This window comes from Clostridium manihotivorum, assembly GCF_004015185.1.
GTDB classification, from domain to species: domain Bacteria; phylum Bacillota; class Clostridia; order Clostridiales; family Clostridiaceae; genus Clostridium_AR; species Clostridium_AR manihotivorum.
Genome location: NZ_CP025746.1, coordinates 5,985,620 through 5,998,396, shown reverse-complemented (window position 1 = coordinate 5,998,396; position 12,777 = coordinate 5,985,620). Strand labels below are relative to the sequence as shown.

Sequence of the window (12,777 nt, the reverse complement as noted above, 5' to 3'; positions counted from 1 at the left end):
TACATGTTTTGAAGGAGCGATTCATATGGCAGATGTTCAGGTGATAAAAGCTAATACAAGCAGAGTCAATAGAAAAAACGCAAAGGTTATTGAAAGATTAAGAGTAGCTGCTTATTGCAGAGTAAGTACGGATTCAGAAGAACAATTAAGTAGTTATAATTCCCAAGTAGAACATTATAGAAATATGGTAGAAAATAAGCCGGATTGGGCACTTGTTGATATATATGCAGATGAAGCGATTAGTGGGACTCAGATAGATAAAAGATTAGATTTCCAAAGAATGATAAATGATGCGGTAGATGGGAAGATTGATTTAATAATAACTAAATCAATATCCAGATTTGCAAGAAACACTTTAGATACATTAAAATATGTAAGACTTCTTAAAGAACATAATGTTGCAATCTTATTTGAAAAGGAAAATATCAATACCCTAACAATGAATGGTGAAATGCTACTTGTCATTTTAAGTTCTTTAGCTCAACAAGAAAGCGAATCTATTTCAGCTAATGTAAAAATGGGATTAAAGATGAAAATGAAAAGAGGAGAAATGGTTGGGTTCAATGGATGTTTAGGGTATGATTATGATCCAATAAATAAAGTAATTACAATAAATGAAGAAGAAGCTAAGACAGTTAGATACATTTTTCAAAGATATGTAGAAGGTGCAGGCTGTTTTGTTATAGCAAAAGAGCTTACCAAATTAAAGTATAAAACAAAGAAGGGAAATACAAATTGGAATGATGGTTCTGTAAGAGGTATAATTAAAAACGAAAAATACAAAGGAGATTTACTGCTAGGTAAGACTTTTACAGTTGATCCAATATCCCATAGAAGACTTGATAATATGGGAGAAGAAGAAAAATATTATATTAACTCACATCACGAACCAATCATTTCAGAAGAAATGTTTAATGAAGCTCAGAAGATATTAAATAAGAGAAATTCAGGAAGCAACAATATGGGAAGAAAAGAAAAATATAGCAGGCAGTTTGCATTTAGCAGTAAAATTGAATGTGGTTTTTGTGGAGGAACGGCTACGAGAAGAAGATGGCATAGTAATACTTCTCATGAAAAGACCATTTGGCATTGTGTTGTATCAACTAAAAAAGGTAAGAAATACTGCCCAGATAGTAAAGGGATAGACGAAAAGATAATAGAAAATGCATTTTTGGAAGCATTTAATATGTTTTGTCTTCAAAATAAAGAAATAGTAGAAGAATTTATGGAAACAGTAGAAAATACAATCAATGCTACTAATTCTATAAAAGAATTAAAAAAGCTTCAAAGAGAAGTCTCAACTATAGAAAATAAGATTAGAAAATTAGTTGATATGAGAATAGATGAAATGATAGACAAAGATACTTATGAACTTAAATACACAGAACTATCAACAGAATTAGAAAAACTTAAAACACAAAGAGATGAAGCAGAACTGGTTAATGAAGATAATATTGATGTAAAGAAAAGAATTGAAAGTTTTAGAAAAGTTTTTGATAGCAATAAGCCTATAAAAGAATTTGATAGAGTAGTTTTTGAAAGTGCAGTTAATAAAATAATATTAGGTGGAACGGATGAAGAAGGAAATAAAGATCCATATATGCTAACATTCATATTTAATTCTGGCATGAGCCATTCATTAAAAGGTAAAGATGTGGTAAAATTTAATGGTGATTCAAAAGAGGGAAAAGTGTGTTCCTATACAGAACACGCCACACGTGGAGACGGTAGTTAAGCTTAAAAGGAAACTGTTGTAAACCTCTAATAATCCCCTGCTCTTTCAAATAATCTTCTGACTTTTAAAATAAACATTTGCTTTTGGCAAGATTAAGAAGTTAGGAGAGTAGGATTAAGGGAGAATAGAGGCAAGGGTTAAAACAAGACACCGCAACGCTTAGACCAAGTTATAGCAAGAATAAATGTAAGAATGTGAAGCAAGACTTTATTTGAATTTAAATAAGGTGTTGCTTTTTATATTGTTCTTAATACGGGATAGGAGCAAGGTGAAAGCAAGAACGTTATTTTAAACGGTGGCGAAGAAATGCGGGGTTGAGGCAGAAGAAACTGGATTATAGAGCTTATAAGACAATGGACAATCAAAGAATTTAATATCACAATGAGTCATAGAGGTGTGGATGAAGGCTTTATAGGTTGAATTTAAGTTATACTAGACCAACTTATGTGTTAGCTAAAGATGATAAAGATAAGCAAGAAGCTCTTAAAAAAGATTTTGAAAGTTTTAAAAACACATTAATGGTAAAGTTGATCACATATTATTTGAAGACCAATCTATGATTAGAGACTATCAACCTATTCAAAAGACATTGCAAATGAAGTATCATTAATTAAAGTTGTAAATGATGTAATAATGGACACTGGAGCATCACATTCAATTATTTCACCAATTTCAATTATCTCATCTTTAGTGATTCCTAAAATCTGAGCTAGTTTACCTACACCAGTTGATTTATCACAGCCTCTTTTAACTCGTAATATAAGTAACTTTTTACTATCTTATCGTAACTTTATACTATTCCTCTAAGAAGGTAGTTAATTTAATATAATTATATATTAATTGTCTGAAAAGTACTTGTTTAATAATTACATTAGAATTTAAAGGAGATGAGTAAATGGAACAAGATATATGAAAAATTTATATAAAAAGTCAAGAAAAGTTCAAAAATCAAGAATAATTTTACCTTTCATTGAGGTGGATAGTGTAGCAAGTGCTATTCTAACGAGAAATGCAAATATTAATAAATTATAAGACTAGGAAAATTGTAAGATTGAAAGATTTAATTCCATATTGGTGGGGAGCTTATCTCTTGAGATGGTGGCAGAAGAATTTGATCTAACTTCTCAATGTTTATCTAGATGCTTTAAAAAATATATGGAAATCACATTTGTAAAATATTTAAATAGCCTAAGGTTAGAAAGTGCATATAAAGATTTGATTTATACAGATTATTCTATAACTTATATAGAAATTAATAATGGGTTTCCTGATAATAAAGCTTTTACTAAGACTTTTGGATATATATAAGGTTAATCCTAGGGAATACTGTAAAGGTTTTAGTATTCAGTGTAAAAATAAATTAATAGTTTGAGAAAAGTATTTAGAAGCTAAAAGCTAACCTTTTTTAGATTAAAAAAGACAACGAATTCTTAATTTTATGAAGCTATAATCAAGATGAAATTACTTAAATTACAGAAGTTAAATTTAATAGTAGTAAGAAATAGGGTGAATGATGAGTGGATTGTAAAGGTTATCATTATTAGCGTTGGTGAAGCTCAATTTAGAACTCTAAAATATAGATCTAATATAATGGCGTATAGTAAAAGAGCATAGTTTGATGAGAAGGGGGAGTAGATGTGTCAAAAATAAGTAAAATAGTAGCGGTTGTATTTTTATTTATGGCAACAATGACGATGAATGCATTTGCTGCTGAAGAAACAAACATACAGCCGGAATTGTCGGTACAAACAGACAAATCTGAATATTCGGACAGTGATAATATCACTGAAATTGTCAAGGTGAATAATCTTAGTACAAATCCATTGACAAATATTGAAATCAAAGTACAGATGCCGAAAGGGTATGTAGCAGAGGATGGAAAAGGTTCTTCGGGAGAGCGGATCTATACCATCCCACAGATTGCTGGAGGCCATACATCAGAAACAAGCGTTGTATTAACACCGAAAAATCCAGGAACAAGTGTTATATTACCGACGAAAAATTCAGAAACAAGCGTTGTATCAACACCGAAGAATGGAGAAACAAACGTTGTATTACCAACGAAAAATCCAGGAACAAGTGTTGTATTACCAATGAAAAATTCAGAAACAAGCGTTGTATCAACACCGAAGAATGGAGAAACAAACGTTGTATTACCAACGAAAAATTCAGGAACAAGTGTTGTATTACCAATGAAAAATTCAGAAACAAGCGTTGTATCAACACCGGAAAGTGGAAAAACAAGCGTTGCTGCACCAACGAAAGATCCAGAAACAAGCGTTGTATCACCAACGGGAAAGTCAGGCCAAGTGGAAGGACTGAACGCAAATAATACAAAGACTGGCATCTTTAGTCATAAAGAATTGTGGGTATGCATTGTGCTCATAAGTGCAGGCTTAATTGTTTTTGCTGTAAAGAAGAAAAAGGGAAAAAAATTATTTACACTTCTTTTAGTGATTACAATGATTGGCGCAGCGATTCCAGAAATTGGTATGAGAAGAGCCTATGCAGCAGAAACAGGCACAACAACCAAGACAATCACAGCAACCAAAGACATTACAGTTGCTGGAAAGAATGTAACTCTGTTAGTAACGATGACATTTGAGAATCAGGGAGAGGTTGCACAAAAATTGTCTTATGAAGGTTATAAATTAAAGTGGCAGGATGATTTTAATGAGACAACACTAAACAGAGATGACTGGAACGTAGAAACACATGATGCCGGATGGGTAAATGCAGAAAAACAGAAATATGTTGATTCTGATAAAAATATCTATTTGAAAGACGGTAAATTAGTAATAAAACCAATCAAAACTGTTGATGAGAATGGAGTGACATCCTATACATCAGGTCGTATTAACACACAGAATAAAAAAGACTTTAAGTATGGTATTTTTGAGGCAAGACTCAAGGTACCTAAAGGACAAGGATATCTGCCAGCATTCTGGTTAATGCCTACAGATGAGAATAACTATGGTCAATGGCCAAGATGTGGCGAAATTGATGCGGCAGAAATAATGGGACAAGATACATCGAAAGTATATGGAACCATTCATTATGGTAATCCTCATAATCAATCTCAGGGAACCACTTTATTAAGTAATGATACATTTTCTGATACGTATCATGACTTTGCTGTAGAATGGCTTCCAGGTAAGATCAACTGGTATATGGATGGAGTTATGTACCATAGTGAAGATAACTGGTATTCCAGAACAGAAGGTCAGGGAGAGATTACTTACCCGGCTCCATTTGATCAGAAATTCTATATGATCTTAAATCTTGCAGTTGGTGGAAGCTGGGTTGGAAATCCAGATGAAACTACAGATTTTGAGAATCAGGCTTATAGTATTGATTATGTAAGAGTATATCAGAAGGATAGTTATGATGAAAACGTAACAAAACCTGAAAACAGTGTCACTTTTAGAGACCCGGCTGAAGATGGAAACTATATTATCAATGGTAATTTTGCCACCCAAGAAAATCTGACAGATGACAAGGATTGGAGATTTATTACAGCTGTAGGAGGAGATGCAAAGGCGGAAATAAATAATAACAAGATTGATATTAATACCACCAATGGTGGAACTGCAGATTACAGTGTACAGCTGGTACAGCCTAATATTCCATTGAAAAAGGGTGGAACTTATCAGGTTACGTTTGATGCATGGGCAGATGATGCCAGAGCAATGAAGGTAGCTGTGACAGGACCCAATAATGGTTATGTGCGTTATATGGCTGATACAGGACTTAGCTTAACAACAGAAAAGAGCCCATATACTTTTAATTTTTCCATGAAACAGGATGATGATGCAAACGGGCGTATGGAATTTAATATGGGTAATGCAGGTTCCGCCGCCAGTATCCATATCACCAATGTAACGCTGAAGAAGATTTCACAGTCTGATGGCTCTAATGAAGCGAAAACAGTACTTGCAGATGGTAACTACGTTTACAATGCTAATTTCCAGGAAGGAACCAATCACATGGGCTTCTGGAATATCAAGGCAGCAAATGGTAATGCCTCTGTCACACCATTAGAGGATGGAAGAAGATTAAAGATTGAGGCTTCAGAAGAAACAACAGATGCGAATCCGGTTGTGATTTCACAGAACGGACTTGCATTAACAGCAGGTACAAATTATGCATTGAGTTTCAAGGCTGAGGGGGAATCTGGTAAGAACATTCAGGCAGCAGTAGTAGGCAAGACTTTTGATGCTGCACTTGATGGAAAAAATAATCTCTATAATTATAAATTCAAAATGCCAGCTACAAGCGGGGGAAATGATATTGCATTTAAAATCAACGAACCGGGCATTTATTATTTAGATGAGATTCGTATTGTTGAGGATACACTGATCAAGAACGGAAGCTTTAATGCAGGATTTGCAGGATATGATCCATATGTTGATGGGAGTGCAGACGCAACTTATGTAGTAGACAGCCTAACAGAGAAAAATGCAGCGGCTTTTACCATTAAAAATACAGGAGATCAGGGTTGGAAGATTCAGTTAAAGCAGAATAATGTGGAACTAGATAAAGATCAGTGGTACAGACTTACTCTGGAAGCAAAATCAAGTTTGAACAGAAAGCTGATGTTTGCAATTCAGAGAGATGGCAGTGCTGATAATAACTGGGACCCATATTCCGGAGAGAAAATTGTAAATCTGACAAATAATTATCAGACATTTACAATTGATTTCCAGATGAACAAACCAACGGATCTTAAGTCCATATTAAGTATCTCTATGGGTGCCGTAGGTGGAACTCAGATTACAACGCAGCATCAGATCTGTATTGATAATATTAACCTGGAAAAGATTGATGCACCAGCGGTACAAGTGACACCTGTTGGAGAAAATTTGTTGAAGAATTCTAATTTTGCAACTGGCAGCAATGGCTGGGAAAGTGCAATTACTGCACCAGCACAGGCAACATCAGCATTTACAGATAACAAGGCAACTTACTGTATAACCAATGTAGGATCAGCTGATTGGAATGTTCAGCTCAAGCAGAGTGGGATTACTCTGGAAAAGGGAGGAAGATATAAAGTAACCTTTAAGGCTAATTCAACAGAAGCAAGAACAGTTAAACTAGCTATGCTTACAGCAACATATGGCTGGTATGGTGGAGCAGATATTGCTTTAACAAAAGATGTGACGAAAGATGCAGTAGCTGAGTTTACAGTGAATGATCCTACTGATACTAATATAACAATGGTAGTATCTATGGGGCTGATTGATGGGGTGACTACTCCTACATCAACCATAACTTTATCAGATTTTTCATTGGTGAAGGAACAGTAGTTTATTCATAAGGTAAGAATGGCATGTGGCAGCCTGGCCATATGTCATTTTTGTATTACTTTTCTACATAAACTAATCGTAGCTCCGCTATACAGAATAGGTGAAGTATGAATTTCTATATAGCCTTAATGTGTTATAATTGTTTTTGTCAAAGTTAAAGATAAGGTAAGTTTAACATCGATTAATATATGTTACTACAAATAACATACACCATATGTGGAGTGTGTAGTAAAGCTATATAGAAAATAAGAAAGAAGAGTAATACTATGGATGGAACCATACGAAAACATATAAAAGTAGGAACAAAAGTCCTTGTTGTTCAAAAACAAGACCAGCGTTCTGGAAAGCTAACAGAGGGTATAGTGCAAAAACTTCTCACAAACTCAGAGGTTCATCCACGTGGTATCAAGGTAATGCTTGAGGGTGGAATTGTAGGAAGAGTTCAGAAAATAAAATAATATTTAGGCATAATAGAGAGCATTCAATTTTTTGATTGAGTGCTTTTTATTATAGCAAAAAAATCGAACAGTTTGAGTTGTATTGTATTATTTGGTAAAAAAGTAAGCTATAATATAATTGTATCAGTTTAAGCTTGTGCGATTTATTAAATTAAAGGGTAGATTTGTTATAACCTTTATATAATAGTGGAAGGAGTGATTTCATATGAAAAATATACTGGTTTGTAAATTAAGAAATACAGGGAGGGTGACCATAATTTAACCCTCCTTTAGAAATGGAGGATTTTAGTTGGGAATAGAATATAAAGTAATTGATATAAATGAAGTGCCTAAAATTGCAGAGATTTTTGGTGATTACATTATTAAATTTAATTGTTTTCATTTTGGTGAAGGCTGTTTATCATTAGTAGCTTATGATAATGAAGTACCAGTTGGGATTATATCGACATATCCATTAGAATATCCAAAACCATTAGAATATTTAAGAGACGCTTATATTGATGTTATCGAAGTAAATGAAAAGTATAGAAAACAAGGCATAGCAAGAGGAATGATAACTCATACTGAGAAGTGGGCCAAAGAGAATGGATATCATCAAATCAGAGCTTGGAGTAGCGAAGATAAAAAAGAAGCTATTCCAATGTGGTATGCATTAGATTATTGTATGTGCCCAGCCAAGATATGGGTAGAATGGTGCAAAGAAGTTGTAGATGGATTTTATGTAGCTAAAAAGCTAAACTAAGAAATTTATTAATAAAAGAATTGTATATGAAGAAATTATTTTAACATTCATAAACTCACCAATATGCTTTAAAGAATAGCATAAGGTGAGTTTATTTTATAATAAAAGTAAGATGTGAAATTAAAAATATTATTATTTCAAGTAAACTTCAATACATCTTATATGTTTTAATTTATCTACGATTAGTACTCAATAAATAAGAATCTAATGAACTTGTCTTTGAAAAATTATTTACGTTGCCATAAGTTAGCTTGGTTGTAGTTGTTCCATAAAGGTTTGTTGGTAGTTCATCTAGTGTTAATACATATGGACTGTTGTATATAGTATTTAGAAGTGTAGGATTGTTATAGGTTGAACTGGTAATAAAGTCACCATACCATGGGCAGAAATATAGCCACCAAGCTCCTTGATTGACGATGTTCTGAATGTCTGGGATAACGTCATTTTCAGTCATTGCGACCATTTTTTTATCGGTGGTGTCGTTTACAAGGGTAAGAAAAGCTGTTGTTGCAGCACTTGTTTTCCAGGTGTAAGGAGAGCCTTCATATTTATCATATCCTACTATATCTACATAGTTATCTCCTGGATACCACTGAGCTGAATTTGCATAGGTATAAAGATTAACTTCCCATATTAGATTGTGAATACCGTATTTTTCAGTTAGTGTTGTGTAAAGAAGCTGCCAAAGTTGCTTGTAGACTTCAGAACCTGAAGAACCCCACCAGAACCAAGCGCCAGAACCATCTGTATTGTTATTACCTTCAGCTTCATGGAAAGGTCTAAAAAGTAGAGGAACCTTTGCATCTTGAAGAACACGAAGCTGTTTTGCAAGATCATCAATTGCAAGCATTAAGTATGCATATTCCTTTGTGGATTTATCTAGACAGTTAGCTGCTTTAAAGCTAGATGTAGGTTTATAAGTGCATTTTGACCAGTCTAATTTATCGCCTAATTTATAGCTTGTAAAATCAGATGGAATGTTGATATGCCATGAGGAAGTTGCGATACCTCCACGTTGTTTTACCCATTGAATTATACGATTTGTTGTACCATCTTCCCATCCATATAGAGGATTGTAGTTCATCATATCAAAGCCTCTGATAGCAGGGTATTTACCTGTCTTGTCATGTATATAATTAAATTCAAGCTCAGTATTGCCGTTATTTCCGCCACCATAAATCTCCTGCTGTCCAGAAAGAACGTGATTGCCATAAACGCTGGTAAGGTAGTTTTTAAGAGCTTTTGTTTCAGATGTTGCATTTACATCAGAAGGGGTTGGATCAATCTTTAATGCAGGCATTTTGGCATTGTCAAAGGTTACTGTATCATATAGTACAAACCCCCAGCTTCCTGAGGTGCCAATCTCGATTTTTGCCTGTCCTGCTTCAAGGTAAAAGTATCCAAAACTGTAATCAGCCCATCCGCCTTTGTTTGGAATATAAAAATTGCCTTGGGAAACTCCATTGATGCTAAGAACCTGAAGTCTAGTATCACCTTTGTTTCCAAGATACATCCAGCATCTTGTTGAAAGCTCGTACATACCATTTTTAGGGACTGTGACGTTTAGTGTTATTGTACCTGAGTTTGGCACCCACACAAATCCACTGCCAGAATACCCAGGATATTTGGTTCCATAGACGTTGTCAGTAACAGTAGCACCATTGCTTAGAGTGCAAGTCTCAGCTTCCATTTTTACAGGAAGGGAAGTTGCGGCTTTAACTGAAATAGGCTTGTTAGTGAGAAAAGTACCTGCTATTGCAATGGTTGTCATCAGAGACAGTACTTTACGTAAAGTCTTATTCATAATAGATACACCCCTTAAAATTAAATTTTTGTTTATTAAATAGTTATGTTATATGAACTAATACTGTAAGATTACATAAAACATTACCTATCGTTAGAAAGGTATATACTTTATTTACTTACAAAACTATAATATGTTAAGAAATTAGAATTAATAACAAAGTTATTATAAAAATTTGTTTATTTTAACATGGGTGATTATTTTTCATTTACTTCTAGATTTATGAAGTGACGTCAATATTACAATACAATTATTAGCGGCTGTAATGTTAAATTATTTTTATTTGAATAATAAATTGCTGTGCAGTATAATATGTTAAATTAAGGAATATGAGAAGGTATCTGGAGGTTGTTGAGATGTAAAAAGAAATTTATCTGTATTTAAATTTGAGGTTTTTCAATAGCATATATAGGCCTTCCTAACTCAACTGTTAAGTTATACGTGCCCCATAATCCCTAGAAGTTGGGATTTCATAACAAGTATAAATTAATTTTTTATATAGGTTCTCTATATATGGAAGTTTAATTAGTATATTATAATAAATTATTATGAGAGGAAAAAATAATGGATAGTTATAAGAAGTCTACAAATAAAGCTTTATTAGTAATAGATATACAGGAAGATATGACTGGAGTAACCGCTACCAAGCCGCATCCATATAAGAATTCAGAAGAACTAATTAACAATGTGAATTCAGTAATTAAACTTTCCAAGGAAAAAGGTATCGTTGTAGTATATATAAAGTATGAGTATAGAAACAGTCTATTAAGTAGAACTTTAATAGGTAAACTAATTAAAGATACTGCTGGAAGTGAAATAGACTCAAGGATAAATATTGTTAGCGATAATATTTATTCTAAAGGTAAAGGGGATGCTTTTTCAAATCCTAATTTAGATACCTTCTTAAAGCAAAATAACATTAATGAACTGTTTTTAGTTGGCTTAGATGCTTCTGCTTGCGTTTTAAAAACATCAGTAGGGGGTAAAAGCAGAGGATATAAAGTTTCAGTTTTAAAGGATGCTATTACCACTATGGATATGAGTAAAATGCCAAAATTATTGGATAAATACTCAGAACGAGATATAGTATTAACTTCAGTAGAAGAATTCGAAAAGATTAGCTAAGTTTACCTATATAAAAAGATATGCTCTCTCATAGTTATTTGGGAGGGCATTTATATTTAAAAATATATTATAATTAAAGATGTAGAACTTTTATTATTAACATATTTTCAAAACTTAGCTGCTATTTGAGAGAAAAAGTTTGAAAATATAAATTTTTAGGTCATAAATAATTAAGAAAATAGCTTAAGTGGAGTTTTATGAGATTATCAAGACAATTATATATAAATGCTGAAGGGAGATTTTAATGGAAAAGTATACTTATTATAAGGCTTACAAAGGAAATATAATTTACAGTGAGAACAAGAATACTATGATTAGTAAGGATAATTCCTACATATTAGTTTTTAATGGTCAGGTTAAGGAGATTTGCTACGAATTGCCTGAAGACTTTCCAAAGGAAAATATTATAGACTTTGGAGATAGGCTTATCATCCCCGGTTTTTGCGATATGCATGTTCACGCTCCTCAATTTTTACAAAGAGGCATAGGGATGGACAGGGAGTTATTAGATTGGTTAAATACATATACATATCCAAATGAGGCAAAGTTCAAGGATGCAGATCATGCAAAAAAGATATACACCCTTTTTGTGGACGAATTAATACGTCAAGGAACCTTGCATGTTAATTGTTTTCCTTCCATTCATTACGAGGCTTCGGAAATACTTTTTGATATACTTAGAGAAAGGGGACTTTTTGCTTTTACTGGAAAGTTAAATATGGATCAGAACAGCCCAGAATACTATATAGAAGAAACAGAGCAGTCAATTGTGGAAACTGAGAGATTTATAAAAGAGCATATAAAAGCTGGAGAAGTAAAAGCATCTATTGTACCTAGGTTTTCAATCACTTGTAGTGAAAAGTTATTGTCAGGACTAGGAGAATTAGCAGAAAGATATGAAGTTCCAGTGCATTCTCACATGTGTGAAGCCGTCAATGAAATGAAGGTTTGTAAGGATCTTTTTCCAGATTATAAAAATGGAGCAGAGATATTTTATAAAAATAAACTTTTAGGTAATACGCCAACAATAATGGCTCATTGTATCTTCATGGATGAAGATGTTTTAGAACTTATGAAGAATCCAAACTGTATGGCAGTTCATTGTCCAGATGCTACTTCAAATATAAATGCTGGAGGGATAATGCCAGTTAAAAAACTTCTTGAGATGGGGATAAATCTAGCTCTTGGCAGTGATATAGGCTCTGGAGCAAGTTTATCAATAGCTAGATGCATTGCAACTACTATACAGCATTCAAAGATCCGGAATATGTTTGATCCACAGTGGGATGCTGTAACTCTTTCAGAAGCTTTTTACATGGCCACTCGTTCAGGAGGAAGATACTTTGAAAAGGTTGGGGCCTTTGAAGAAGGCTATTGGTTTAATGCTCTAGTAGTAGATGACAGCAATATTTATTCGGAAGATATAAATCCATTAGAAAGATTAGAACGTTTCTGTTACATGGGTGACGATAGAAATATAGTAAGGAGATATATTAAGGGAAAGGAAATTGGGACGCAGGGACGGTTCTAATGTCCCGATTTCAGTGCACAGTTAGGAAACTAATTTACAAATTAAATTAAGTGGTTAGCAGGAGATACCTTATTAA

The 12,777-nt window shown here is 33.4% G+C and carries 10 protein-coding genes; 9 read left to right on the top strand and 1 reads right to left on the bottom strand.

The window, feature by feature from the left end:
• The first annotated feature begins 25 nt into the window (after positions 1-25).
• From C1I91_RS26405 to C1I91_RS26380, 7 genes are all read left to right on the top strand, one after another.
• Entirely contained in the window at positions 26-1,735 is a 1,710-nt protein-coding gene (locus tag C1I91_RS26405) for a recombinase family protein (protein ID WP_128215602.1), read from the top strand.
• Between the two features lie 416 nt (positions 1,736-2,151).
• Positions 2,152-2,295: a winged helix-turn-helix domain-containing protein gene (locus C1I91_RS28440; protein ID WP_164880673.1), complete on the top strand. Its 144-nt coding sequence runs from the start codon at positions 2,152-2,154 to the stop codon at positions 2,293-2,295.
• A gap of 514 nt (positions 2,296-2,809) precedes the next feature.
• Positions 2,810-3,043, top strand: coding sequence for a helix-turn-helix transcriptional regulator (locus C1I91_RS26395; protein ID WP_164880672.1), 234 nt, complete (start codon positions 2,810-2,812; stop codon positions 3,041-3,043).
• A gap of 147 nt (positions 3,044-3,190) precedes the next feature.
• A complete protein-coding gene (locus tag C1I91_RS28435; RefSeq protein ID WP_164880671.1) occupies positions 3,191-3,349 on the top strand; it encodes a hypothetical protein in 159 nt (52 codons plus the stop codon).
• Between the two features lie 23 nt (positions 3,350-3,372).
• Positions 3,373-7,041, top strand: coding sequence for a carbohydrate binding domain-containing protein (locus C1I91_RS26390; protein ID WP_128215600.1), 3,669 nt, complete (start codon positions 3,373-3,375; stop codon positions 7,039-7,041).
• A 266-nt stretch (positions 7,042-7,307) separates the two neighbouring features.
• Positions 7,308-7,499: a YwbE family protein gene (locus C1I91_RS26385; protein WP_128215599.1), complete on the top strand. Its 192-nt coding sequence runs from the start codon at positions 7,308-7,310 to the stop codon at positions 7,497-7,499.
• Positions 7,500-7,788: 289 nt separating this feature from the next.
• A complete protein-coding gene (locus C1I91_RS26380; RefSeq protein WP_128215598.1) occupies positions 7,789-8,241 on the top strand; it encodes a GNAT family N-acetyltransferase in 453 nt (150 codons plus the stop codon).
• Between the two features lie 172 nt (positions 8,242-8,413).
• Here C1I91_RS26380 and C1I91_RS26375 read toward each other — a convergent pair whose 3' ends face one another.
• Positions 8,414-10,045, bottom strand: coding sequence for a glycosyl hydrolase (locus C1I91_RS26375; RefSeq protein WP_128215597.1), 1,632 nt, complete (start codon positions 10,043-10,045; stop codon positions 8,414-8,416).
• A 564-nt stretch (positions 10,046-10,609) separates the two neighbouring features.
• Here C1I91_RS26375 and C1I91_RS26370 point away from each other — a divergent pair.
• Both C1I91_RS26370 and C1I91_RS26365 read left to right on the top strand, forming a co-directional pair.
• Complete coding sequence (locus C1I91_RS26370) at positions 10,610-11,170, top strand: cysteine hydrolase family protein (RefSeq protein ID WP_128215596.1); 561 nt, start codon at positions 10,610-10,612, stop codon at positions 11,168-11,170.
• Positions 11,171-11,414: 244 nt separating this feature from the next.
• Positions 11,415-12,701, top strand: coding sequence for an amidohydrolase family protein (locus C1I91_RS26365; protein WP_128215595.1), 1,287 nt, complete (start codon positions 11,415-11,417; stop codon positions 12,699-12,701).
• The last annotated feature ends 76 nt before the right edge of the window (positions 12,702-12,777 follow it).

Excerpts from the sequence above, each read along its gene's own strand:
- C1I91_RS26405 (WP_128215602.1), top strand. The coding sequence starts at position 26 with ATGGCAGATGTTCAGGTGATAAAAGCTAATACAAGCAGAGTCAATAGA.
- C1I91_RS26375 (WP_128215597.1), bottom strand. The coding sequence starts at position 10,045 with ATGAATAAGACTTTACGTAAAGTACTGTCTCTGATGACAACCATTGCA.
- C1I91_RS28435 (WP_164880671.1), top strand. The coding sequence starts at position 3,191 with ATGAAATTACTTAAATTACAGAAGTTAAATTTAATAGTAGTAAGAAAT.
- C1I91_RS26370 (WP_128215596.1), top strand. The coding sequence starts at position 10,610 with ATGGATAGTTATAAGAAGTCTACAAATAAAGCTTTATTAGTAATAGAT.
- C1I91_RS26365 (WP_128215595.1), top strand. The coding sequence starts at position 11,415 with ATGGAAAAGTATACTTATTATAAGGCTTACAAAGGAAATATAATTTAC.
- C1I91_RS26385 (WP_128215599.1), top strand. The coding sequence starts at position 7,308 with ATGGATGGAACCATACGAAAACATATAAAAGTAGGAACAAAAGTCCTT.